The sequence below is a fragment of the Ruegeria sp. BHSC029 genome, assembly GCF_059613085.1.
In genome coordinates this window covers 317,599-342,361 of record NZ_JBXWRU010000003.1, presented here as the reverse complement: position 1 = coordinate 342,361, position 24,763 = coordinate 317,599, and the positions used below count along the sequence as shown (strand labels likewise).

At 60.7% G+C, this 24,763-nt stretch carries 23 protein-coding genes; 14 read left to right on the top strand and 9 right to left on the bottom strand.

Translation table 11 applies throughout. The features are described 5' to 3' along the window. Positions 1 to 40: 40 nt before the first annotated feature. Both AC2FML_RS08735 and AC2FML_RS08730 read right to left on the bottom strand, forming a co-directional pair. Positions 41 to 607, bottom strand: a complete 567-nt coding sequence (locus AC2FML_RS08735) for a tetratricopeptide repeat protein (RefSeq protein WP_170357187.1) — start codon at positions 605 to 607, stop codon at positions 41 to 43. A gap of 30 nt (positions 608 to 637) precedes the next feature. Continuing rightward, complete coding sequence (locus tag AC2FML_RS08730) at positions 638 to 1,126, bottom strand: Lrp/AsnC family transcriptional regulator (protein WP_496782808.1); 489 nt, start codon at positions 1,124 to 1,126, stop codon at positions 638 to 640. Positions 1,127 to 1,228: 102 nt separating this feature from the next. Here AC2FML_RS08730 and putA point away from each other — a divergent pair, with 102 nt between their 5' ends. From putA to AC2FML_RS08715, 3 genes are read left to right on the top strand one after another with little or no spacing between them, the layout of a single operon-like run. Continuing rightward, a complete protein-coding gene (putA, locus tag AC2FML_RS08725) occupies positions 1,229 to 4,627 on the top strand; it encodes a bifunctional proline dehydrogenase/L-glutamate gamma-semialdehyde dehydrogenase PutA (protein WP_496782807.1) in 3,399 nt (1,132 codons plus the stop codon). Positions 4,628 to 4,668: 41 nt separating this feature from the next. Further along, positions 4,669 to 5,412 (top strand): rhomboid family intramembrane serine protease, encoded by a 744-nt coding sequence (locus tag AC2FML_RS08720; RefSeq protein WP_496782805.1) that lies wholly within the window; start codon positions 4,669 to 4,671, stop codon positions 5,410 to 5,412. Beyond that, positions 5,409 to 5,780 (top strand): GFA family protein, encoded by a 372-nt coding sequence (locus tag AC2FML_RS08715; protein ID WP_170585528.1) that lies wholly within the window; start codon positions 5,409 to 5,411, stop codon positions 5,778 to 5,780. Before AC2FML_RS08720 ends, AC2FML_RS08715 begins: the two co-directional genes overlap by 4 nt. On the opposite strand, the gene AC2FML_RS08710 is transcribed toward AC2FML_RS08715, so the two are convergent. Further along, positions 5,756 to 6,595 (bottom strand): IclR family transcriptional regulator, encoded by an 840-nt coding sequence (locus tag AC2FML_RS08710; protein WP_170436545.1) that lies wholly within the window; start codon positions 6,593 to 6,595, stop codon positions 5,756 to 5,758. The genes AC2FML_RS08715 and AC2FML_RS08710 overlap by 25 nt on opposite strands. A gap of 196 nt (positions 6,596 to 6,791) precedes the next feature. Between AC2FML_RS08710 and bhcA the strand changes: the two genes are divergently transcribed. Genes bhcA through bhcD form a run of 4 tightly spaced genes read left to right on the top strand, consistent with a single transcriptional unit; the run spans position 6,792 to position 11,140 of the window. Beyond that, entirely contained in the window at positions 6,792 to 7,982 is a 1,191-nt protein-coding gene (gene bhcA, locus AC2FML_RS08705; protein ID WP_496782803.1) for an L-aspartate--glyoxylate aminotransferase BhcA, read from the top strand. Between the two features lie 10 nt (positions 7,983 to 7,992). Continuing rightward, positions 7,993 to 8,979 (top strand): beta-hydroxyaspartate dehydratase BhcB, encoded by a 987-nt coding sequence (gene bhcB, locus AC2FML_RS08700; protein WP_170460394.1) that lies wholly within the window; start codon positions 7,993 to 7,995, stop codon positions 8,977 to 8,979. Then, positions 8,976 to 10,139, top strand: coding sequence for a 3-hydroxy-D-aspartate aldolase BhcC (gene bhcC, locus AC2FML_RS08695; protein WP_496782801.1), 1,164 nt, complete (start codon positions 8,976 to 8,978; stop codon positions 10,137 to 10,139). The genes bhcB and bhcC overlap by 4 nt, the downstream gene beginning before the upstream one ends. Positions 10,140 to 10,153: 14 nt before the next feature. Next, a complete protein-coding gene (gene bhcD / locus AC2FML_RS08690; RefSeq protein ID WP_496782799.1) occupies positions 10,154 to 11,140 on the top strand; it encodes an iminosuccinate reductase BhcD in 987 nt (328 codons plus the stop codon). Positions 11,141 to 11,216: 76 nt separating this feature from the next. Here the strand turns inward: bhcD and AC2FML_RS08685 are convergent, their stop codons facing one another. Both AC2FML_RS08685 and AC2FML_RS08680 read right to left on the bottom strand, forming a co-directional pair. Further along, on the bottom strand, positions 11,217 to 12,002 hold the full coding sequence (locus AC2FML_RS08685; protein ID WP_170404728.1) for an inositol monophosphatase family protein: 786 nt from the start codon (positions 12,000 to 12,002) through the stop codon (positions 11,217 to 11,219). A 108-nt stretch (positions 12,003 to 12,110) separates the two neighbouring features. Continuing rightward, on the bottom strand, positions 12,111 to 13,016 hold the full coding sequence (locus tag AC2FML_RS08680; protein WP_170434488.1) for a LysR family transcriptional regulator: 906 nt from the start codon (positions 13,014 to 13,016) through the stop codon (positions 12,111 to 12,113). A gap of 94 nt (positions 13,017 to 13,110) precedes the next feature. Between AC2FML_RS08680 and metF the strand changes: the two genes are divergently transcribed. After that, entirely contained in the window at positions 13,111 to 13,977 is an 867-nt protein-coding gene (gene metF / locus AC2FML_RS08675) for a methylenetetrahydrofolate reductase [NAD(P)H] (protein ID WP_496782797.1), read from the top strand. A 182-nt stretch (positions 13,978 to 14,159) separates the two neighbouring features. Beyond that, positions 14,160 to 14,813, top strand: coding sequence for a J domain-containing protein (locus AC2FML_RS08670; RefSeq protein ID WP_170441732.1), 654 nt, complete (start codon positions 14,160 to 14,162; stop codon positions 14,811 to 14,813). Positions 14,814 to 14,869: 56 nt separating this feature from the next. Here AC2FML_RS08670 and AC2FML_RS08665 read toward each other — a convergent pair whose 3' ends face one another. Continuing rightward, the gene (locus tag AC2FML_RS08665; RefSeq protein ID WP_496782795.1) at positions 14,870 to 15,388 is read right to left on the bottom strand and encodes a YHS domain-containing (seleno)protein; all 519 of its coding nucleotides are present in this window, start codon (positions 15,386 to 15,388) and stop codon (positions 14,870 to 14,872) included. Between the two features lie 241 nt (positions 15,389 to 15,629). Here AC2FML_RS08665 and yghU point away from each other — a divergent pair, with 241 nt between their 5' ends. Then, positions 15,630 to 16,508, top strand: a complete 879-nt coding sequence (gene yghU / locus AC2FML_RS08660) for a glutathione-dependent disulfide-bond oxidoreductase (RefSeq protein WP_496782794.1) — start codon at positions 15,630 to 15,632, stop codon at positions 16,506 to 16,508. A gap of 52 nt (positions 16,509 to 16,560) precedes the next feature. Here yghU and AC2FML_RS08655 read toward each other — a convergent pair whose 3' ends face one another. Both AC2FML_RS08655 and AC2FML_RS08650 read right to left on the bottom strand, forming a co-directional pair. After that, complete coding sequence (locus AC2FML_RS08655; RefSeq protein WP_496782793.1) at positions 16,561 to 17,349, bottom strand: SseB family protein; 789 nt, start codon at positions 17,347 to 17,349, stop codon at positions 16,561 to 16,563. Beyond that, complete coding sequence (locus tag AC2FML_RS08650) at positions 17,342 to 17,929, bottom strand: uracil-DNA glycosylase family protein (protein WP_496735351.1); 588 nt, start codon at positions 17,927 to 17,929, stop codon at positions 17,342 to 17,344. The genes AC2FML_RS08655 and AC2FML_RS08650 overlap by 8 nt, the downstream gene beginning before the upstream one ends. Positions 17,930 to 18,163: 234 nt before the next feature. Between AC2FML_RS08650 and AC2FML_RS08645 the strand changes: the two genes are divergently transcribed. Genes AC2FML_RS08645 through AC2FML_RS08630 form a run of 4 tightly spaced genes read left to right on the top strand, consistent with a single transcriptional unit; the run spans position 18,164 to position 22,726 of the window. After that, a complete protein-coding gene (locus AC2FML_RS08645; RefSeq protein WP_496782791.1) occupies positions 18,164 to 18,823 on the top strand; it encodes an ABC transporter ATP-binding protein in 660 nt (219 codons plus the stop codon). Next, positions 18,801 to 20,375, top strand: a complete 1,575-nt coding sequence (locus AC2FML_RS08640) for a KpsE/RkpR family capsule polysaccharide export protein (RefSeq protein ID WP_496782790.1) — start codon at positions 18,801 to 18,803, stop codon at positions 20,373 to 20,375. Before AC2FML_RS08645 ends, AC2FML_RS08640 begins: the two co-directional genes overlap by 23 nt. A gap of 5 nt (positions 20,376 to 20,380) precedes the next feature. Then, positions 20,381 to 21,214: a 3-deoxy-8-phosphooctulonate synthase gene (kdsA, locus tag AC2FML_RS08635; protein ID WP_170340066.1), complete on the top strand. Its 834-nt coding sequence runs from the start codon at positions 20,381 to 20,383 to the stop codon at positions 21,212 to 21,214. Between the two features lie 15 nt (positions 21,215 to 21,229). Continuing rightward, a complete protein-coding gene (locus tag AC2FML_RS08630) occupies positions 21,230 to 22,726 on the top strand; it encodes a phosphomannomutase/phosphoglucomutase (RefSeq protein WP_170368015.1) in 1,497 nt (498 codons plus the stop codon). Positions 22,727 to 22,756: 30 nt separating this feature from the next. Here AC2FML_RS08630 and AC2FML_RS08625 read toward each other — a convergent pair whose 3' ends face one another. Further along, positions 22,757 to 24,736 carry an AsmA family protein gene (locus AC2FML_RS08625; protein WP_496782789.1) on the bottom strand — a complete coding sequence of 660 codons (1,980 nt, stop codon included), beginning with the start codon at positions 24,734 to 24,736 and terminating at the stop codon, positions 22,757 to 22,759. Between the last annotated feature and the right edge of the window lie 27 nt (positions 24,737 to 24,763).

Sequence of the window (24,763 nt, the reverse complement as noted above, 5' to 3'; positions counted from 1 at the left end):
GCGATCACCCCCGGCGAAGCGTCGGGGGTGACAGTGCTGTTCAGAGATCTTGGCCCGGCATCGCCAAAGGCCCACCATCGGCTGCAAGGTGACGCTCGGGCAGCCACGGGTTCAGTTCCAGCGCCTCTGCCAGTGCAACGCGGGCTTCTTCCATTCTCTGCAGACCCATGAGGGTCAGCGCACGACCGCTCATCGCTGCGATATGGTTCGGCGACAATTCTAGTGCGCGGTCCAGATCGGTCAGGGCCGATTCAAAATCCTGACGCAGGAAATTCACGAATGCGCGCTGGTTGTAGCCCTCGGCATACTCGGGGCAATATGCAATCAAACGGTCGAAATCCTGCAGCGCCCCCAACAGATCCCAGGCATTACGTCTGGACATGCCCTGATCCAATACGGTCTGCGCGGCCTCGTCAGGTGCGTCGGCCCACAGCTCCCACATCTGGTTCGAGATCTCGCGCGCGGCCATCTCGGTCTCGGCCTGCTGGATTTGACCGATAAGTTCACCCAGCCGGGCGGCGTGATCGGGCGCAGGCGGGCAGGTCTCAGCAATTGCCGGGATCCCAACGCCCGCGCTCAGAACTGCGGAAAGAATAAGGTGTCTCATAGTTCAATGGTGACGCGGATCGCCCTTTCGTCAACCCGCGCCATCGATGGCATCGGCCAGCCCGGTCTCTTTCACCGCCTCCATCGCCACGAAGGTTGAGGTGCTGGCCACATGCGGCAGCGACGAAATCTTTTCGGCCAGAACCGCGCGATATTCCGTCATCGACCCGGTCCGCACCTTCAGCAGATAGTCGAAATTCGACGCGATCATATGCGCTTGTTCGATCTCGGGCACTTTGCGGACAGCCGCGTTGAACTCAGCCAGCGCCTTTTCCCGCGTGTCGGTCAAGCGCACCTCGACAAAGGCCACATGGTCCAGCCCTAGGCGGATCGGATCCAGCATGGCGCGATAGCCGGTGATGACCCCCTCGGACTCGAGCCGTTTCAGCCGCGCCTGTGTCGGCGATTTCGACAGCCCGATCTGCCGAGCCAGATCAGCGACCGAGATCCGCCCGTCCTCGGCCACGATGGACAGAATCGCGCGGTCGAACCGGTCCAAACCCGGAAAGTCTTTTCGCATGGCGTTTGATCCAAAATTCAGGACATTGGACGACCATTATTTCATTTTCGGTCCGTTGTCCCGCAAAATCGCAGGTATACTACGTGAAAGACCGGAGGACACATGACTCACAGCCTGCGCCACACCATCGATTCCATGACCTACGCGGACCAGACCGCGTTGCTGAACTCCCTGACCGATCAGGCCGCCCTGACCCAGGCAGACAGGGCTGCCATCTGCTCGGCCGCGGCGCAGTTGGTGCGCGACATCCGGTCCAGCACGTCGCCGGGGCTGATGGAAGTGTTTCTGGCGGAATACGGCCTGTCCACCGATGAAGGCATCGCGCTTATGTGCTTGGCCGAGGCACTGTTGCGGGTGCCCGACGCCGAAACCATCGACGCGCTGATCGAAGACAAGATCGCACCGTCGGATTGGGGCAAGCACCTGGGCCACTCGTCGTCGTCGCTGGTCAATGCCTCGACCTGGGCGCTTATGCTGACGGGCAAGGTGCTGGACGAGGGCAAGGCCTCGCCGGTCAGCGCTCTGCGCGGCGCCATCAAGCGGCTAGGCGAGCCGGTCATCCGCACCGCCGTCGGGCGCGCGATGAAGGAAATGGGCCGTCAGTTCGTTCTGGGTGAAACGATCCAGTCCGCCATGAAACGCGCCGCCGGGATGGAGGCCAAGGGCTACACCTATTCCTACGACATGCTGGGCGAGGCCGCGCGCACCGAGGCAGACGCCGCGCGCTATCACCTTTCATATTCCCGTGCCATCGCGGCGATTGCCGATGCCTGCACGCAGGACGACATCCGCGCCAACCCCGGCATCTCGGTTAAACTTTCGGCGCTGCATCCGCGCTACGAAGTAGCCCAGGAACAGCGCGTGATGCACGAACTGGTGCCGCGCCTGCGGGCGCTGGCGCTGCTGGCCAAGGCCGCCGGAATGGGCCTGAACGTCGACGCCGAAGAGGCTGACCGCCTGTCGCTGTCGCTGCAGGTGATCGAGGCGGTTCTGTCCGAGTCAGCGCTGGCCGGATGGGATGGGTTCGGCGTGGTGGTACAGGCCTATGGACCGCGTGCCGGGTTGGTGCTCGACACGCTTTATGAGATGGCCGAGCGGTATGACCGCAAGCTGATGGTGCGTCTGGTCAAAGGCGCCTACTGGGACACCGAGATCAAGCGCGCGCAGGTCGAGGGCGTCGACGGCTTCCCGGTCTTCACCAACAAAGCGGCAACCGACATCTCTTACATCGCCAATGCCCGCAAGCTCTTGGGCATGACCGACCGGATCTATCCTCAGTTCGCGACCCACAACGCCCACACGGTCAGTGCGATCCTGCACATGGCCGAGGGTCAACCCTTCGAGTTCCAGCGCCTGCACGGCATGGGCGAGACCCTGCACCAGATCGTCAAGGACCAACGCGATACCCGCTGCCGCATCTACGCGCCAGTTGGCGCGCATCGCGACCTGCTGGCCTATCTGGTGCGGCGGCTGCTGGAAAACGGCGCCAACAGTTCGTTCGTCAACCAGATCGTGGACGAAAACGTGGCCCCCGAAGTGGTGGCAGCCGATCCGTTCGAGGTCGTGCGGAAACCTGCACGCCACATCCCAACCGGCCCCGAACTGTTTCAACCTGAAAGACCAAACTCGCAGGGTTTCGACCTGCATCACACGCTGACTTTGGACCGGATTGATGCCGGCCGCGACGCCTTTCGCGCACATCACTGGTTCGCGCAGCCCCTGCTGGCCGGTGACGCAGCGCCCGAGGCCGAGAAACCTGTCATCAACCCCGCCCTGCCCGAGGACCGGCCCGGCGCGGTCGCCCCGGCCAGCGCCGCGGATGTGGAGCTGGCGCTGGCCGCAGCTGCTCCGTGGCAGGTCCCGGAGGCCGAGCGCAGCCGCATCCTGAATGCCGCCGCCGACCTCTACGAGGAGCAGTATGGCGAGCTCTTCGCCCTTCTGGCGCGTGAGGCCGGCAAATCGCTGCCCGATGCGGTAGCCGAACTGCGCGAGGCGGTGGACTTCCTGCGCTACTACGCCGCCAACATCCCCGAGGGCGAGCCTGTGGGCACCTTCACCTGCATCAGCCCGTGGAACTTCCCTCTGGCGATTTTCACCGGGCAGATCTCGGCTGCGCTCGCCGTAGGCAATGCGGTTCTGGCCAAGCCCGCGCCGCAGACTCCGTTGATCGCCCACCGCGCCGTGCAGCTGCTGCACCAGGCCGGAGTACCGCGCGACGCGCTGCAATTGCTGCCGGGCGGGCCATCGGTGGGCGCCGCGCTGACCTCGGACCCGCGGGTTTCCGGCGTGGCCTTCACCGGCTCGACCGCGACGGCGTTGAAAATCCGCGCCGCGATGGCCCAGAACCTCAAACCCGGAACGCCGCTGATCGCCGAAACCGGCGGGCTGAACGCGATGATCGTGGACAGCACCGCCCTGCCCGAACAGGCCGTGCAGTCGATCATCGAAAGCGCCTTCCAGTCGGCGGGGCAGCGGTGCTCGGCCCTGCGTTGTCTGTATCTGCAGGACGACATCGCCGATGACGTGCTGACCATGCTCAAGGGCGCGATGGACGCCCTGTCGGTGGGCGACCCGTGGCTGCTCTCGACCGATTGCGGCCCGGTGATCGACGAACAGGCCCGACAGGGCATCGCCGACCACGTCGCCAAGGCCCGCACTGAGGGTCGTGTTCTGAAGGAACTGGCGCTGCCGCCCGAGGGGATCTTCGTGGCGCCCACGCTGATCGAGGTCCCCGGCATCAATGCGCTGGAACGCGAGATCTTCGGCCCCGTCCTGCATGTCGCCCGGTTCAAGTCACACGAGATCGACCAGGTGATTGCCGACATCAACGCCACCGGCTACGGCCTGACCTTCGGCCTGCACACCCGCATCGACGACCGGGTGCAGCACGTCACCGAGGCGATCCACGCCGGAAATATTTACGTGAACCGTAACCAGATCGGCGCGATCGTCGGCTCGCAGCCATTCGGCGGTGAAGGCCTGTCCGGCACCGGCCCCAAGGCGGGTGGCCCGAACTATCTGGCTCGTTTTTGCGCCCCGGACCGACAGGTCGTGGCCGCGGAATGGTCCGCCCCAGCCGACCTGCCGGCGCCGATCGGGCAGCCTGCCGCGCCGACGACCCGTTCGATGCCCGGACCGACCGGCGAATCGAACCGGCTGACCGAGTTTCCCCGCGCGCCGTTCCTGTGCCTGGGCCCCGGCCCCGAGGCGTCCAAGGCACAGGCAGACGCCATTCTCGCGCTTGGCGGCACCGCGATTCAGACCGAGGGCGCGCTTGACCTGCACCGGCTTGAGAACCTGCCGGGAATATCGGGGGTTCTGTGGTGGGGCGATGCGGACACCGCGCGTCAGATCGAGCGTCATCTGGCTCGGCGAGGCGGCCCCATCCTGCCGCTGATCCCCGGCTTGCCCGACCGGTCGCGGGTGATGGCCGAGCGCCATGTCTGCGTCGACACCACGGCCGCCGGAGGGAACGCCGCACTTCTCGGCGGTGCGGCATAAGCTGACTTGACGCTGGGCCGGGAAAAGCCCAGCGTCCCCCCATGTTTCCAATTCGAGACCACAACCCATCTGGGCGCACGCCCTATGTCGTCTATGCGCTGATCGCGGCGAATGTCCTGATTTTCCTCAGCTATGTCGGAATCATGGACGATGCCCGGCTGATCAACCGGTTCTATTTCGACTATGCGATCATCCCCGCCCGCATCAGCGACGGCGTGGCGCTCGAGACGTTGGTGACGTCGATGTTCCTGCATGGCGGCTGGATGCATCTGATCGGCAACATGCTGTTCCTGTGGATCTTCGGCGACAACATGGAAGACGAGATGGGCCACCTGCCCTTCCTGCTGTTCTACATGGTCGCGGGTATCGGCGCCGGGCTGGTCCATATCGTTACGGCTCCCGGGTCGCTGGTACCCACCATCGGCGCGTCCGGCGCAATTGCCGCAGTGATGGGTGGGTACCTGCTGATGTTCCCAAAGGCGCGCGTCGATATCCTGCTGATTCTGATCATCTACTTTCGGGTCTTCACCATCCCGGCCTTCGTGATGCTGGGCGTCTGGCTGGGCATGCAGTTCCTTGGCAGCGTGTCCAGCAACCCTGACGCCGGCGGTGTGGCCTATTGGGCGCATACGGGCGGTTTCGTGATCGGTTTGGTACTGTGCATCCCACTGTGGCTGAAACGCGGCGGGCCGGCCTATTGGAACCGCACCCACGGCCAACCGCCGCATCCCGAACACCGCTACAAGCTCAGCCAGTCCCGCATACCAAGAGTGCCACGCCGATGAGCCAAATGACCGCCACCTGCCATTGCAGCGCCGTGAAGATCGAGGCCGAGTTCCCCGGTGGCCTGTCCACGGCTGCCCGATGCGACTGTTCCTTCTGCATCCGCCGCGGGGCCGCCGCCGTGACCGCCATAACCGAGAGCCTGCGCATTCTTGAAGGCGCCGAGAACCTGAGCCTCTACACGTGGGGAACGCATACGGCGAAACACTATTTCTGCAAGACTTGCGGGATTTACGTTTATCACCAAAGACGCTCGGATCCGGCGGAGTGTGGCGTCAACCTTGGCTGCATCGAGGGCGCAAACCCCAGAACCCACGGGCCGATTCCCTGGAACGACGGGGTCAATCACCCCTCTGATCGGCCTGACTGATCCGGACTTTGACCACCGCTCAACCGCGTGATCTCTTGCGCAGCCTGAACGACGTGGGCGGCAAGCTCGGGTGCCCGGTCCGGATTGAATCGCGCGGTCGGCCCCGAGACAGAGATTCCGGCACAAGGCTCCTGCTTGTCGTTGAAGATTGCGGCTCCGATGCAGGACATGCCCGAGTGGCGCTCCTCTCGATCATAAGACCATCCGCGCAGCCGCGTTTCGGTCAGATCCTCGCGCAAGGTATCCAATGTGGCGCAAGTATTGGGCGTATATGGCACAAGCTGGGTGTCGGCCAACACCTTGGCCCGGGATGCCTCGGTCATGGCCGCCAGGATCGCTTTGCCCGTACCCGAGGCATACATCGGCGTACGAGCGCCCGGCGGAAAGAACGCCCGGATCGGGTTCGATGTCTCGACTTGCCCGACAAACACAACTTCCGACCCGTCGGGAACTGCAAGGTTCGCAGTTTCTCCGCTGTCCTGCATCAGGCGTCTAAGAACTGACCGGCCGATCTCGACAACGCTGTTGTGCCGCAGAAACGAAGCGCCTGTGCGATAGGCTTCGACTCCGATCATCCATTCCTGACGTTCTTCGCTGAAGCTGACGAACCCATGCTTTTGCAAGGTCGTCAGGATGCGATGTGTGGTTGCAGTAGGCACGTCGATCTCACGCGCGAGGTCGCTGAGCGCGGTGCGTTCAAGCCGTGCGACCGTGGTCAGGACCCCCAGCGCACGGTCCAACGCCTGCATGGTTCCGGCCGAGCTTTCCTTGAACAACGACTTGGGCCGTCCGCGCGGCCGCTTCTGGGCTGACATTGTGATTCTCCCTCATTTTGGCCGAACGGCCGTCTGGCTTTCTCAGCTGATCACAAACACTCAGCGAAATGAGAAAGTGAATATCCTGCATTTATGGCAGGTTACGCATTTTAACAAAATAATGAAAATATTTTTCAAGAAAATTGCATCACCGCCGACGCGGAGACAGACTTGGGGCAAAGCGGAGGACATGATGATGTCAAAACAGAACCCGGTCTTCATTCCCGGCCCGACGAATATCCCGGATCGCCTCCTGCGCGCGATGCAGGTCCAGACCATTGACCACCGCGCGCCGGATTTCGTTCAGGCCTTTGCTCCGGTACTCGAGGGCCTCAAGCAGGTCTTCCGGTCGACCACGGGTCAGATTGTGACCTTTCCATCCAGCGGCACAGGTGGGTGGGAAGCTGCGATCAGCAACACACTGAGCCCGGGCGACAAGGTTCTTGTGGCCCGCCATGGCGTATTCAGCCATCGCTGGATCGACCTTTGCCAACGGCATGGGCTGGACGTGCAAGTCATCGATTGCCCTTGGGGCAGCGGGGCACCTGCCGAACGGTTTCAGTCGATCCTCGCCGACGACCGAAACCACGACATCCGGGCGGTTCTGGTGACGCATAATGAAACGGCCACCGGCGTGCGCTCGGATATCCTGTCGGTCCGATCGGCGATGGATGCCTCGGCGCACCCTGCCCTGCTGATGGTCGATTGCGTCAGTTCGCTGGCCTCGATGCCGTTCGAATTCGATGGCTGGGGCGTCGATATTGCGGTTTCGGGGTCGCAAAAGGGGTTCATGCTGGCCGCTGGAATGGCAATCCTGTGCGTCAGCCCCAAAGCGCTGGCAGCGATGGATGGTGCGCGGCTGCCCCGCACCTATTTCGACTTTCGGGACATGTTGGACGCCAATGCCTCGGGCGGGTTTCCTTACACGCCGCCGCTGCAACTGATATGCGGGCTGCAGGAAAGCCTGTCGATTCTGTTCGATGAAGGCCTGGACAACGTCTATGCCCGTCACTTCCGTCTGGCTGAAGGCGTGCGTCGGGCCGTCGACGCGTGGGGATTGAACCTGGTCGCTCAATCGCCGGACCTCTACTCGGACACTGTCAGCGCAGTCTATGTACCCGATGGGTTCGACAGCAATGTCCTGACTAACCATACCTATGACACCTATGGAGTGTCCTTCGGGATCGGCCTGGGCCAATTGAACGGCAAGGCGTTTCGCATCGGTCACCTGGGCAGCCTGACGGACGTCATGGTTCTGTCCGGCCTCGCCACGATCGAGATGGCGATGGCCGATCTGAACTACCCGATACAACTGGGCAGCGGCGTGGCGGCAGCGCAGGAATACTTCCGTGCAAACGGCACCAACCGCTCGCGCGCTGCGGCATGAGGAGATCGGTATGTTGGACACGCTTTCGGCTGCAGATCTGACGATCGACGACATGCGCGCAGCGCATGAACGGATCAAACCACATATCCGGCGTACACCCGTCCTGTCGTCGGAGTATCTGAACGCACAAACCGGCGCACGGCTCTTTTTCAAGTGCGAGAACCTGCAAGAGGCCGGAGCCTTCAAGGTTCGCGGCGCCTGCAATGCGGTATTCGGATTGCCCGACGAGATCGCCGGCAACGGCGTCTGCACCCACTCCAGCGGGAACCATGCACTGTCCCTGTCATATGCTGCCGGTCGGCGGGGCATTCCCTGCAACGTCGTCATGCCACGCACCGCACCTCAGGCCAAAAAGGACGCGGTCCGCAGGTTTGGTGGCACGATCACCGAATGTGAGCCTTCGACAACATCGCGCGAAGCGACCTTTGCCCAGGTGCAGGCCAAAACGGGTGGCGAATTCGTGCACCCCTACAACGATCCGCGTGTCATTGCAGGACAGGCCACATGCTCGGCCGAGATGCTGGAACAAACAGGTGGGCTTGATGCCGTTATCGCTCCGATCGGCGGCGGCGGTATGGTTTCGGGCACGTGCCTGACAGTATCGAATCTGGCCCCTGACACCGCGATCTATGCCGCGGAACCTCAGCAGGCTGATGACGCATACCGATCTTTCAAAGCCGGTCGGATCATCGCCGACGACGCACCCAAGACGGTGGCCGACGGCCTTCTGGTTCCGCTCAAGGAAAACACCTGGCACTTCGTGTCGCGGAACGTTGCCGACATCTTCACGGCCTCCGAAGACGAAATCGTGGCGGCCATGAAACTGGCCTGGAAACACCTGCGACTGGTGATTGAGCCATCTTCGGCCGTTCCGTTGGCAACCATTCTCAACAACCCCGAAGTTTTTCGAGGCAGACGCGTCGGCGTGATCCTGACCGGCGGCAATGTGGATTTGGACAAGCTGCCCTGGCTGGCCGGGCAAGGAGGAGAAGGATGAACAGACCCGTGAACATCGATCAATTGGACGTCGGCTTCGACATCCCCGCAGCAATCGGCATGGATGAAAGCGAAATCCAGACTCCTTGCCTGATACTGGACCTCGACGCGCTGGAGCGGAACATCCGCAAGATGGGCGACTACGCCAAAGCGCATGGTATGCGCCATCGGGTGCATGGCAAGATGCACAAGTCTGTGGACGTCGCGCGCCTGCAGGAAAAACTGGGCGGCGCAGTTGGCGTGTGCTGTCAAAAGGTCTCGGAGGCCGAGGTTTTTGCGCGTGGCGGGATCAAGGACATCCTTGTGTCAAACCAGGTGCGCGATCCGGCCAAAATTGACCGCTTGGCTCGGCTGCCGAAGCTGGGCGCGCGAACGCTGGTCTGCGTTGACGACATCGAGAATGTGCCCGAGCTGTCCTCTGCGGCGCAGACCCACGGAACGCAGCTGGAGATCCTGGTCGAGATCGATTGCGGCGCGGGGCGCTGTGGGGTGACCAGTACGGTTGACGTCATTGCCATCGCCCACGCGGTCGAGGCGGCACCAAACCTGAAGTTCACCGGCCTCCAAGCCTATCAGGGCGCGATGCAACATCTCGACAGCTATGACGCGCGAAAGGAAAAACTGGATGCAGCAATCGCCATGGTGCGGGACGCTGTCGACGGGTTGAAGGCGGACGGGATTGAGTGCGAACTGGTCTCGGGCGGCGGGACGGGATCCTATTATTTCGAAAGCAATTCGGGCGTCTACAACGAATTGCAGTGCGGATCCTACGCGTTCATGGATGCCGATTATGGGCGGATTCTGGACCGGAATGGCCAAAGGATCGATCGGGGCGAATGGGAAAACGCCCTGTTCATACTCACCAGCGTCATGAGCCACGCCAAACGGGACAAGGCGATCTGCGACGCAGGGCTCAAGGCACAGTCGATCGACAGCGGTTTGCCGGTGATTTTTGGCCGCGATGGTGTCGAATACCTGAAATGTTCGGACGAACACGGTGTGATCGGCGACCCCAACGGCGTGTTGCGGGTGAACGACAAGTTGCGTCTGGTCCCCGGGCACTGCGATCCGACCTGCAACGTGCACGACTGGTATGTCGGCGTGCGCAACGGAAGGGTCGAGACCCTGTGGCCGGTCTCTGCTCGCGGCAAGGCGTTTTGATCATGAGGGACGAGATGAACGCTGAAACCAATCTGATACAGATCGTTGGCGAAGACCTATGCAAGCAGCTGGTCAACCGCAAGCTGGCGTTTGACGCAATCCAAGACGTGTTCTCAGCGATGGCACGCGGCGGAGCGCGCAACTTCCCCGTCATCCGCGAAGGGCTGGGTCATGCCGGCGCCGTATATGGGTTCAAATCCGGCTTTGACGCCGAAGGCTTGGTTCTGGGTGTCAAATCTGGTGGCTATTGGCCGGGAAACACCAATCGCGGACTGACCAACCACCAATCCACCGTCATCCTGTTCGATCCCGATACCGGACAGCCTTCCGCGTTGGTCGGTGGAAACTATCTTACGGCTATCCGCACGGCTGCGTCCTCGGCAGTGTCGATCGCGCACCTGGCCCGTACGGACGCCAAGGTGCTTGGCATGGTCGGCGCGGGCCATCAATCGGCCTTTCAGTTGCGCGCCGCCGCCTATCAACGCGACTTCGAAAAGGTGGTGGCATGGAATCCCCATCCCGAAATGCTTCCGAAACTGGCCGCCGTCGCGCAGGACATCGGACTGGATTTCGAATCCGTCTCGCAGCGGGAACTGGGGGCACAGGCCGACGTTATCATCACGATCACATCGGCGTTCGAACCGTTGTTGATGCGCGATTGGATCAAGCCCGGAACGCATCTGGCCTGCATGGGCACCGACACGAAGGGCAAGATGGAAGTCGACCCCGAACTGGTTGCTTCCGCTCAGGTCTTCACCGACGAGGTTGCCCAGTCCGTCACTATAGGTGAGGCGCAACACGCCGTGGCTTCGGGCGCGCTGGATCCTGACGCCATCACGCCGATTGGAGCAGTCATTAATGGCGATCATCCCGGCCGAACAAAGGCTGACCAGATCACCTTGTTCGATGGGACCGGTGTTGGGTTACAGGACCTGGCCGTGGCATCCGTGGCCGCGCGGCTGGCCTCCGAGGCAGGTCTGGCAAGTACTGTACGGCTTTGAAACAAAACGCGCGGCCCATTCGGCCGCGCGAACTTAGAAATTGGTTCTGGTCGTTTCCAGCCGCCGTATAGGCGGATCAGCCGCGGATCACCTTGGCGAACTGGTCGAAAATCGGTTCGTTGGCGCAGATCACTTCCCCGTCAGACAGAATGCTGCTTTCGGGGTTCAACGGTTGAACGAACCCACCCGCTTCTTTCACGATGATGATGCCGGCGGCCAGATCCCAGGCATTCAGGCGACGCTCCCAGAAGCCTTCGTAGCGGCCAGCGGCAACATAGGCCATATCCAGCGCAGCTGCACCCCAGCGGCGCACACCCGCGCAGGCGGGCATCAGACGGGCCAGGTCCTGCAACGTGGCCGGCAGGTCCGAGCGGCCACCAAACGGCAAACCGGTCGAGAAGATCGATTCGATCATCCGGCTGCGGCTCGACACGCGGATACGCATGTCGTTCATCCAGGCACCCTCGCCCTTTTCGGCAAAGAACATCTCGTCCTTCGCGGGATCGTAGATGACGCCCGCGACGATCTTGCCCTTGTGTTCAAGTGCGATCGAAACCGCCCAATGTGGCAGGCCGTGCAGGAAATTGGTCGTCCCGTCCAAAGGATCAACGATCCAACGCCGGGTCGGGTCTTCGCCCTCGATCACACCACCTTCTTCAGCCAGCCAACCGTAGGTGGGTCGCGCGCCCAGCAGTTCTTCTTTCAGAATGTTCTCGGCTGCAATGTCGGCCTTCGAGACGAAATCGCCCGCGCCCTTCATCGACACCTGCAGGTTCTCGACTTCGCGAAAGTCTTTTACCAGCGATCGGCCCGCTTTGCGCGCGGCCTTGATCATGATGTTGAGATTTGCACTGCCAACCATAGTTCCGAGGCTCCTGTCCGGTCAAACCGCGCGTATACTGGCGCAACGCCCCCTTGCCAAGAGGAATGATGCGCATAGCAGCATGCCGTTTCCCGCGTGGCCAAAACCTTATTGCTGCTGCAGCTTGCGCGCCTCTAGGCTGGCCAGCTTGACCAATTCCTGCACAAAGGGTTTTTCCATGTCCTCGGTACGCACCGCGGCATACAGCCGACGCGTGATGCCATCCTTGGTCAGCGGGCGGGTCACATAGTCCGAGTTGTACTTGACCTCGCGCACCACCCAGTCGGGCAGAACGGATATTCCACGGTTTGACGCCACAAGCAGCAGGATCACGGCGGTCAACTCGACTTGCCGGATCGCAGCAGGCTCAACGCGGGCCGGGATGAGAAGCTGGCTGAAGATATCAAGCCTCGTGCGTTCGACCGGATAGGTGATCAGCGTTTGACCGCGAAAATCCTCGGCCTCGATATACGCTTTCCCGGCCAGAGGGTGGGTCGAGGCGGCGACAAAGACAGGATTGTAGTCGAACAGTTCGATGAACTCGACGCCCGGCAGGTCTTCGGGGTCCGAGGAGACGACCAGATCGACCTCTTCCTTCTGCAGCGCGGGCAGCGCGTCAAAGGCCAGACCCGGCCGGATATCGACATCCACATCCGGCCAAGACTTGCGGAAGGCCTCGAGCACCGGGAACAGCCATTCAAAACAGGCGTGGCATTCGATCGCGATGTGCATCCGCCCCGTGCGCCCGTCGCGCAGCGAGGAAAACTCCTCCTGCATCGCTTCGACCTGCGGCAGAATCTGCTCGGCCAGACGCAGAAGGCGCAGCCCAGCGGCCGACAATTTCATCGGTTTCGACCGGCGCAGGAACAGCTCGACGCCGGCCTGATCCTCCAGCCCTTTGATCTGATGACTGAGCGCGGACTGCGTGATGTTCAGTTGATCCGCCGCACGGGCCAACCCACCACATTCATGGATGGCTTTGATCGTGCGCAGGTGTCGAAATTCGATATGCATCTTTCGCGTCATTCATGTTGTTCTTGAATAATATGAGTTTGTCTCACAAAGAACTCCATGGCACAAGAGCCGCAACACAACCTGCGAGACTGCCATGACCCAGCCCGAGATTTCCTTCGAATTCTTTCCGCCTCAGACGCTCGAAGCGTCGTTTCGCCTGTGGGATACGGTTCAGACACTGGCGCCACTGGCACCCCGTTTTGTCTCGGTCACATATGGTGCGGGGGGCACCACCCGCGAATTGACCCGCGATGCGGTGGCGACGTTGCACAATTCCTCGGGATTGAAAGTCGCGGCCCATCTGACATGTGTCGACGCTTCACGCAGCGAGACCTTGGCCATTGCCGACAGCTTTGCCGCGGCCGGCGTCACCGACATCGTTGCGTTGCGCGGCGACCCACCCAAGGGGCAGGAACGGTTCGTCCCGCATCCCGATGGGTTCGCCCACTCGGTCGAATTGATCGCAGCACTGGCGGAAACCGGCAGTTTCACCATCCGCGTCGGTGCCTATCCCGACATTCACCCCGAAGCGCCACATGCACAGGCTGACATCGACTGGTTGAAAGCCAAGTTGGACGCCGGCGCAGACGAGGCTTTGACGCAATTCTTCTTCGAGGCCGAAACGTTTTTACGCTTTCGTGATGCCTGCGCCAAAGCCGGGATCGACAAGCCGATCGTGCCGGGCATCCTGCCAATCGAGAACTGGGCCGGTGCCAAGAAATTTGCCAAACGCTGTGGCGCGCAGGTGCCGGACTGGGTCGACCAGGCCTTTGACAAAGCAATCCGTGACAACCGGCACGACTTGTTGGCCACTGCGCTATGCACCGAGCTGTGTTCGGACCTGATCGACGAAGGCGTGGACAAGCTGCATTTTTATACGCTGAACCGCCCCGAACTGACCCGCGATGTGTGTTTTGCCCTTGGGGTCACGCCCAAAGCCGATCTGCAAAACGTCGCCTGACTGTTCCCTGCATTTGCACAAGCCAAAGGGGGATTGCCCCCCTGCGACCCGCTGCAAGGTGCGAACAATTCGCCATGCAACGGCGCACTGTCCCCGCCAAGCCTACCAATTCACTGGATAATTTGACAGAAACTCAAGGCTCCGGAAAATAGGAGCCAGTTGTTTTATCGAGTGATTTTGGTATGGAGCCAGTCGAGAAAATTCAGGCTCGCGTAGAAGCACTGCACGTCTTGGGCCTTGATCAGACCGCCACCGCATCGGACATCCGGAATGCGTGGCGTGACATCGCCTTTCATGCACATCCCGACCATACAGGCGGCGACTGCAATCAGTTTGCGCAGGCGAAGTCGGCCTATGACTATCTGCGCAAAAACGGGTTGGCAGGAAAAGGCGCCGGGCCGGCCCAACCACGACGCCCGAAACTCAAAAAGCGTATCATCGAGCTGGACGAGAAGGATATTTCCGCCTGCCTGAAACTGCTCGATCCAAGTCGCGCCCTATCCTTTGGCGAGACCAGCGCGGAAGATTGCCCGCTATCGACGCGCAATTCGGACCATGTACCAGAGGCGATCGGCTGCTATGGCCGCGACCTGACCTATTTCGTTGCGACGCCGGTTTGCGAAGGTGAAAACCGCGTTGCCCTGCCGACATCCGTTCTTGCCGGCTTTCGGACGGTCGAAACCGAGATACTGTCCTTCCAGGCCAAGAATGGCGGAGCGGGCGAGGTCGTTGTTCCCGACACCATTCGAGAACGCAAGTTTCCCGGCGCGCGCAGCGTCCGGATCCGGTTTGAGGCGGATCAGGCCACTCGGGAACAGTTCTGGCAGGCTTGTTGAAGACCAAGCATTGAAAAAGGCCCGGCGGGTCTGCCGGGCCTGCAACGCGCGTAACGTCAGTTCGCGATCGGGCCCTCGGACGTGAATTTCGGGATCACGTTGGTCGAAGCGTCATTGCCCTCGAGCCCCGGCCAGTTCCCCTCAGCAAGGTTGATGTTGCCCGGGACGTCTTCCTCCCAGAATCCGACCACGACATCGGTGATGTTCAGATACAGCTTGTCGTCAACGATCCGCCAAAGGTTGGGGTTGCCGGGAACCTTGCCACCCTTGGACACGCCATAGGCGCAATGGCCATCATATTGCGGCGCATAGAACGCGGGTTTTTCAAGGAACTTCGCGCGGTTTTCTTCGCTCGCAAAAGCCCAGGTCGCCCCGTTGTATTCCGCAGTGATATCCGACCGTCCGCGCACGCCTTCGGGCTGCGACTGTCCGATCGGCGACTGTGCAAGCCCACGGTAGGCCACCACATCATATCCGGACACGGCGAAGCCGGTCCCATCGACATATTGCGGGCCGGCAAAGGCGGGCACGGCCAACGCCATTGCAGCAGCAAAGGTCAGAGCAAATCTGTTCATGTTTCATGTCCTCGTGTCTTGACGGGTTGCAGGGCCAGAGTGGCTGTCTGCAGAGACAATAAGCAATTCCCTTCGTCGGCGAAGACCCGTTAACGCCGCTGTGACCATTGACGAGCAAACGTGAGCAGTCTTGCCGCAATTGTTACAGAACAGCCGCCACGTCGGGGGTTGGCGTTCTTGTTCTGCAACACTAACTCTTGTCGGGCCGGGCGCGGCTCGGCTCTGGGACGAAAGGCAGAAGATGAGCGACACCACCACATACACCCCACCAAAAGTCTGGACATGGGATAGTGAAAGCGGAGGGCGTTTCGCGAATATCAACCGCCCCATCGCAGGGGCGACCCATGACAGGGAATTGCCCGTCGGCAATCATCCCTTGCAGTTGTATTCGCTTGCAACGCCAAACGGGGTGAAAGTGACGGTCATGCTGGAAGAGCTTTTGGCCCTGGGTCACGCGGGCGCGGAATATGATGCATGGCTGATCAATATCGGTGACGGCGATCAGTTCGGCTCGGATTTTGTCGCGATCAACCCGAACTCGAAAATCCCCGCCCTTATGGACCGCTCGGGTGAAGCGCCGATACGGGTGTTTGAAAGCGGCTCCATCCTTGTCCATCTGGCCGAAAAGTTCGGAGCATTCCTACCCGCATCCGGCCCTGAGCGCACAGAAGTGATGAACTGGCTTTTCTGGCAGATGGGCAGCGCGCCTTATCTGGGTGGTGGGTTCGGGCATTTCTACGCTTATGCGCCAGAGAAATGGGAATACCCGATCAACCGCTTTGCGATGGAGACCAAACGCCAGCTGGATGTTCTGGACCGCGAGCTTGCCGACAAAACCTTTATCGCCGGCTCGGACTATTCGATCGCTGATATGGCAATCTGGCCGTGGTATGGGCAACTGGTTCTGGGTCGTTTGTACGACGCGGCCGAGTTCCTTGATGTGACGTCCTACAAGAACGTCATGCGATGGGCGCAAGAGATTGACGCGCGGCCAGCCGTGAAGCGGGGCCGCATGGTCAACCGCGCCTTCGGAGAGTTGCACACCCAACTGCGCGAACGGCATAACGCAAGCGACTTCGAAACCCGTACGCAGGACAAGCTGGAGACAGCTGCCGAATAAATCTGTTCATTTGGCGCAGGGAGCAAACCATCCCTGCGCCGAAGCCTCGATTTCACTTCAAGATCGGGGGACTGTCCGGGTCGCTTCCGGGCGAAGGTCGGGACCCGGAGGCGCGCACAGGCTCGGGGATATCAAATCGCAGGCCCACTTTCGCCAATGCTGCGGCGGCAGGATCGCTGGCCGCGAAAAAACCGACATCCATGGCACCAGCCTCAATCCCCGAAAATGTCAGAGCTTCGGACACCGCCTTGGCCAAGGCCGTCTGGGCACCGGGCACCGCGTCCACGAAACCAAGAAGATGACCCTGCCCACCGCCCTCGGCGCGGGTTCCGGCGAGATATGCGGCGGAGGCCAGACCTGAAGCTGTGGCCAGTTTGGTGTCCAGCGCCGTCAGCAAAATGTCGGGCAACCCCGCGGGCGGAAGGAACTCCGTCAGACGGGATTGCACTTCTTGCGGGGCATGGCTGAGGGTTTCCGCAAGCCAGGCCAACGCTTCGGCAGGGATGAGCATCGACGACGGCGCCACCTCGAGGTTCAGCCCCAACCCGATGCCCTGCCCTGCAAGCATCCCCGCCAGAACACGTCCGGACAGAGCGGCATAAGGGGCAGGACGGCCCGCAAACTGCGCCAGTCTGTCTTCGCGGTCAAAGGCCAGCACAAACCGTCCATCTGCCACGTCAAACAGCTCGGGCGAGATGTTTTCGTCTCGCGCCTCTTCGGTCAGCAACAGAAACAGTTCGTTGTCCGCGAGCCGTTCGAAAAACCTCAGCCGCGCGGCATCGCTCTGAGGGTCGGCCTCCATCTGGGCATGCGCAATGTCCAGCGCGGTCGTGTCAGTCATCCATCACCTCTTTGACCCGGGCACGCAGCACCGGCAACAGGTCCGTTTCGAACCAGGGATTCTTCTTCAGCCATGCCGTATTGCGCCATGACGGATGAGGCAAGGCAAATACCCGCGGCGCATGCTGTCGCCAATTGCGCACCGTATCGGTCACCGAAGCTTGTGCGCCCAGATGGAATTTCTGCGCGTGGCCACCGACAAGAATGGTCAACGGAACATCGCCAAGTTCACTCATGACCCTGTGATGCCAGGTCTTCTTGCAGATCGCCGGCGGCGGCAAGTCCGCCTTTCGCGCATCGTACCCCGGAAAACAAAACGCCATCGGAACGATCGAAACCCGCGCCTGATCGTAGAATTGTTCTTCCTCCAACCCCAGCCAATCCCGCAGCCGGTCGCCTGAAGGGTCGGTGAACGGTCGGCCGCTCTCATGGACTCGTGCCCCGGGAGCTTGCCCCGCGATTAGGATGCGCGCACCGGGGCGGAACCACACCACCGGGCGCGGCTGATGCGCGGTCGCAGTCGCAGCAAAGCGGTCGGCGCACAACCGGCACGATCTGATTTCCTCAGCAAGTTGCTTCACCTGATCTCCAGCCCTTTGGCGCTTGTTGCAATCCTAGGATGGATCATAGTCGTTCCCGCAAACCGATCCAGTTGTCGGCTCTATGCGTCACAATTGTTGTCAGGCGTATCGAACGCGCATTGAACATTTGTTTCATATTTCGACATAATGTGGCCAACATGGAGCGGTAGAACACCCGGCCGTCAGCCAGCCACCGGTGGCCGCACCCAAAGCAAAAACATGAGCAGGCAGTGAATGCTTGAGTTCGAGAATGTCAGCAAGTCCTTTTGGACCGGGACTCGCCGCAAGGTGATCCTGGACAGGGTCTCGTTCCGGGTCGAGCTGGGAAAATCACTTGGCGTTCTGGCCCCGAACGGCACCGGAAAAACCACGCTTATCAACATGATGGCCGGCCTCGAAAAGCCCGACGAAGGCGTGATCCGCCGAGAGTGCCGGGTGTCTTTCCCCATGGGCTTTGCCGGCGGCGTTTCCAAGAAGATGTCCGCACTCGAGAATGCCCGTTACATCGCCAAGATTTATGGAATGGACCCCGACTATGTCGAGGCTTACTGCAGCTGGATGTGCGACTTGGGCGAGTATTTCAACCAATCCTTGGCGACATACTCAGCCGGCATGCGCGCCCGTTTCACCTTTTCGTTGATGCTGGCCCTGGATTTCGACATGTACCTGATCGACGAGGGCATGCCTGCCACCACCGATGTCGAATTCAACAAAAAAGCAGGTTCAATCCTGCAGGAACGCTTGCGAACCACGACTTTGGTGATTGTGTCACACAATCCCAAAACCCTCGAAAAATTCGCCCGCCAGGCCGCCGTGCTTGTGGATGGGCAGCTTCATATGTTTGACTCCTTGGAAGAGGCGACGCAGCTATATGACTACCAAACCCAAGGTTAAAAAATACGACCCGAACCATGCCTCGCAGGCCGAAGGCACGGTCGAGGCGCGTACCGAGGCGATTTCGCGCATCAGAAAAGCAACTCAACCGGCCGAGGAAGCCCCGGCCGGAACTGAACTGGATGCCATCAAGAAAGAAGGGTTGACCGGTCGTCAGCTGCGCATAGCCCGACGCCTGGCGCAGAAACACGGTCTGGCTGCGACGTCGGACTACGATGCCGTGCGTCTGCTACGAAAAAAGGGGATCGATCCGTTTCCGCGCTCCAACCTTCTGGATTTTGCGGCGGGTTCTTCCGATACCGCGGATGCGGAAGACCAGCCAAAAGACAAGGTCACGATCCAGCTGCCGCAAACGGTGAAAAAAAAGCAACAGACCCTTCCCGGCCCCGAATGGAGCCCGGCACAGCGGCGCGAATTCGAAATCGGCCAGATTCAGAAGGATATCGCCCGTCGGCGCAGACGAAAGCTGTTTGGTCTGTTTGCCCGTCTATTCGCCTTTGTTCTGCTGCCCACGATTATTGTCGGCTATTACTTCTATCGCATAGCCACTCCGATGTACGCCAGCGAGTCCGCGTTTTCCATTCTACAGGCAGATGGTGGCGCTGGTGAGATCGGCGGGCTTTTGGCCGGGACGCAATACGCAACCACGCAGGACTCGGTCGCGACCCAGGAGTTCCTTGAATCCAAGGATGCGCTCAACCGTCTGGAACGGGACACTGGTTTTGCCGAGATTTTCAAGCAGGACTGGATAGATCCGATTCAAAGACTGCCTCAGGACGCCACGCTGGAAGAGGCGTTCAAACTGTACAAGCGAATGGTCACAATCGGCTATGATCCCAGCGACGGTATCATCCGGATGGAGGTTGCGGCACCCGACCCGGACACTGCCGTCGACCTGTCAAATCTGCTGATCTCCTACGCCGAAGAAAAGATCAACGGCCTCACCGAACTGAAGCGCGAAGATCAGATGCGGGACGCTCTGCAGTCCTTCGAGGACGCTCAGGAAGAACGGCGCAAAGCCCAGGAAGCGCTGATCGAACTGCAGTTGCAGGGTGCCGTTCTGGACCCCGAAAACGTGATTGCCGGGCTGCGCGCCCGCATCAACGAGATCGAGATACAGCTTCAAGACAAGGAATTGGAACTGGCGGCGTTGCTGGACAACCTTCGGCCGAACAAAGCCAAGGTCGACGGCGTTCAAGCCGACATCAACCGGCTTGAGGCCTTGCTCGAAGAGCTCAATGCCGAGATGCTGGACGCCTCCGCCGGCGAAAACTCGCTGGCGCGGTTGAGCGTTCGGATCCAGATGGCACAGGCCGATCTGGCCGCACGGGACATGATGCTGCAATCGGCCATGCAGCAAATGGAAACCGCCCGGACCGAGGCCAACCGCAAGGTTCGATACCTCACCGTTTCCGTGAACCCGGTCGCCAGTCAGGAGCCCACCTATCCGCGAAAGTTCGAAAATACGATTTTGGCTTTCCTGTTGTTTGCTGGTATCTACCTGATGATTTCGCTGACTACGTCAGTCCTTCGTGAACAGGTATCCTCGTAGAGCTCATGAAACATGTAAAAATAGCCAACGTCACCGTTGGCAACGACCTTCCGCTGACCATCATCGCGGGCCCTTGCCAGCTTGAAACGGCGGATCACGCACAGATGATCGCGGGAAGGATGAAAGAAGCCTGTGAAGCCGCGGGGGCACAGTATGTGTTCAAGGCCTCATATGACAAAGCCAACCGTACGTCCCTGTCCGGGAAACGCGGCATGGGGATCGAGGCCGGGCTGAAGGTGCTGGATGACATTCGCAAAACGATGGGTATTCCGGTCCTGACGGATGTCCACACTGAAGCGCAATGTGCCATCGCGGCCGAAGCAGTGGATATCCTGCAAATCCCGGCCTTCCTGTGCCGCCAGACAGACATGCTGCTGGCAGCCGGAGAAACAGGCAAGGCCGTCAACGTCAAGAAGGGTCAGTTCCTGGCCCCCTGGGAAATGCCGAACATCGTCGAAAAGATCGAAAGCACGGGCAACCACAACATCCTGCTGACCGAGCGCGGAACCTCGTTTGGCTACAATACGCTTGTCGCCGACATGCGATCCCTGCCGCAAATGGCGCAAACCGGGTATCCGGTTGTCATGGATGCAACCCATTCCGTTCAACAGCCCGGTGGCCGAGGCGGCTCGTCCGGCGGGCAGCGGGAATTTGCACCGGTAATGGCCCGCGCGGCCGTGGCCCTGGGCGTCGGTGCCGTATTCATTGAAACGCATCAGGATCCGGACACGGCGCCGTCTGATGGGCCGAATATGATCCCGTTGGACCAAATGGGCCAACTGATTGACACATTGATGCGTTTCGATGCCCTGGCCAAGGCCAACCCAGTTCAGATTTAACGATCGAGATTTTCCATGACCAAACCAATCCCCGAGGTGACCCCGAACACCTGGAGCTTTCTGCGCGATGCGATGATCAAACCCACCGGGTTTCGTGAATACGATGCCCGCTGGAAATACCCGGACGAGATCAACCTGCCGGGGATGACGGCTCTTGGTCTTGGTTTGGGCACTCAGATGCACAAGCGTGGGATCGAGCCGCTGATCGCGGTCGGCAACGACTACCGCGACTATTCTCTGGCGATCAAGAATGCGTTGATTCTGGGCCTCATGCAGGCCGGTATCCAGGTCAAGGATATTGGCCCTGCGCTGAGCCCGATGGCGTATTTCGCCCAATTCCACCTGGATGTTCCCGCGGTCGCCATGGTGACGGCCAGCCACAATCCCAACGGCTGGACCGGGGTGAAGATGGGCTTTGACCGTCCTCTGACCCACGGCCCTGACGAAATGGCCGAGCTGCGCGATATCGTGCTGAACGGCGAAGGCGTGGCACGCCCCGGCGGGTCCTATGAATTCGTGGACGGCGTGAAAGAGGCCTATATCGACGATCTGGTCGGTGATTTCAAAATGTCGCGCCCCCTCAAGGTGGTCTGCGCGACGGGGAACGGCACCGCATCTGCCTTTGCCCCCGAGATCTTTGAGCGGATCGGCGTCGAGGTCGTACCCAGCCACAACCGGTTGGATTACACCTTCCCCAACTACAACCCGAACCCCGAAGCGATGGAGATGTTGCACGACATGGCAGACGCCGTCAAAGCCAGCGGGGCGGACCTCGCGCTTGGGTTTGACGGAGACGGCGATCGCTGCGGTGTGGTCGATGACGAGGGCGAGGAGATCTTTGCCGACAAGGTCGGTGTCATCATGGCCCGCGATTTGGCCAAGCTGCATCCCGGCGCGACCTTCGTGGCCGACGTTAAATCGACCGGCCTGTTTGCAAGCGATCCCGAACTGCAGGCCCATGGCGTCAAGGCGGATTACTGGAAAACCGGCCACAGCCACATGAAACGGCGCGTGAAGGAAATCGGCGCGTTGGCGGGGTTCGAAAAGTCGGGCCATTACTTTCTGGCCGAGCCAATCGGGCGTGGATACGACTGCGGAATGCGGGTCGCGGTGGAAATCTGCAAACTGATGGACCGCAATCCGGGACAGAGCATGTCCGATCTGCGTCGCGCCCTGCCCAAGACATGGTCGACCCCGACCATGTCGCCCTATGCTGCCGATACCGAAAAATATGACATTCTCGCCCGCTTGGTGGACAAGCTCGTTGCCAAGGCAGAGGCGGGTGAAACATTGGCCGGTCGGCCGATCAAGGAAGTCGTGACCGTCAATGGTGCCCGCGTCATCCTCGACAATGGCAGTTGGGGCCTGGTCCGGGCGTCTTCGAACACGCCCAACCTGGTGGTGGTCTGCGAAAGCAGCGAGAGCGAAGATGAGATGCGGGCAATTTTCGCCGATATCGATGCCGTAATCCGCACCGAGCCGGGTGTGGGCGACTACGACCAGACGATCTGAGCAAAAAAGGGGCGCTGCGGCGTCCCTTTCTCAATCCCGTCCGAGCAGTTTCAGCAAGCCCTTCTTGGCCTCATCTTCAAGCTTCTGCTTTAGCGCGTCTTCGACCTGTTCGCTGTCGGAAATGGTTGTATTCAACTCCTCTCCGACCTTTTTCAGCGCCTTGTCCTTCGCGTCCTGCTCCAGTTCCTTGAGCTTCTCTTCTGTCGCAGCTTCGATCACCTTGCTCAGGTCGGGCTTGATCGACGGATCGCTCCACGGCCCCTTGATCCGCACGGGCACGGCAATGCCATTGCCGCCGTTCGCCCGCAGCGCGACCGGCGTGAACACATAGTCGATATCCCGCGCACCCAGCCCGACACGGCCCGCGCCATCGGCACGGAAATTGTCAAGCTGCATCAGAAGATCGTTGTTCGTCAGGTTGCCGTCCTGCATCGTGTAGGTGGCAGTCAGGCTGTTGAAGACGGTGGTCCCTCCACTGCCTTCGCCGCGCCCCATCAAACGATCCAGATCAAACCCGGAGATCACCCCCTTGTCGACGTCCACGCTGCCCTTGCCGCTGAGTGAGCGCATGATCTGCGCTTCGGTTTGCCCCACCCCCAGGAATTGCAACGTTCCCGACGCAGTACCGGACAGACGTTCGACACCGCCCAACGTGGTCAAAGCCTGCTTGAGGTCGATACCCGTGGCGGTCAGGTTGCCCCCGACCGACAGTCCGTTTCTATTGTTGGCCACGACTTCTCCGGTCAGCTTTCCGGAAAACAGCGTGGCCGGTTCCATTTTCAGAACCGCACGCGACCGATCCAGGCTGAGGCTCAGATCGCTGGGACCAAAGGTCATATCAGGAATGGCGATCGAATTGGCTTTCAACCGGATCGTTCCATTTGCCAATGCAAGGGGTGACGCGTCGATCGGCGCCTGGGACCAGCCTTCGGGCGCCTGTTTCCCTCCGCCCGTGCCGCCGCCGCTGCTGGGCGCGCTGCCGGCTGTTGCCTGCGTCAGGTCAAGGTCACCAGTACTCAGCCGCGCAGTAATCCTTGGTGGGTTTGCGATAACAATATCTGCGGCACCGTCAAAACTGTTCTGATCCAAAGCGGCGCGCATATCCCGCAAGGAAATGCGCCCATCCTTGGTGTAGGTCATCTTGCCGGACACATCCGCGACCCGTCCAAGTCCCATGGGGACTGACACCCCACCCTGACCAAAAGCGGCCAGCATCGCGTCGGTGTTTGTGGTCCGGACATGAGTTTTGCCGTCCATTTCACCGGCCAGGTTGACGCGTCCGTCAAAGTTGATCTCTCCGCCCAGCGCTGTCAGGCCAAGAACCAATGGCGTCACCGCGCCACTGGAAAATGCAGGTAAATCAGGAATTTCCAGATCAACCTCAACTGCGCCACCGGGCACCGGCATTGAGGCGCTCATCTTCATCGGCGCAGTGACATCAGGCCAGCTGGCCTTCAGATCGACCCCGGAAAAATCCATCTGAGGGACACCGTTTTCCACATAAACCAGACGCGCGTTGCTGAGCTCCAGTTGGTCAAGGGTCACGGTTCCGGTCTCGGCCGGTGCCGCAGAGTTGGGTGCGGGCGCATCTGCATTGCCAGAACCCGTGTTTGACGCCCCGGATTGCGGCGCCGACATTTCCCAGTTGCCCCGCCCTTGCGACAGTTCCAGCCGCAAGACGGGATCCTCGGCCACGACGCGCCGGATGCGCACATCCCCCGCCAACAGCGCTGATGCGTCCACGCCAACTGCCAGGCTTTGCGCGCTCAGCATCGGTTCAGAGCTGGCCCAAGGCGCGTTCCCAAACGTAACCGGCCCGGTTTCCATTCCCAGAACCGGCCAAAAGGACAGGCGAACATCGCCGGACAACGTCAGCTCACGCCCGGTCTGCGCCTTGACCTGTTCGGCGAGGATTTTGCCCAGCTTGTCGCCGGGCATCAAAAGCAACGCCCCGATCACCAGCCCCGCGACCGCAACCAGAATGAATAGAATGCGTATCAGCCACTTCATGATTTGCTCTCTGCCTTGCCGGCTTTT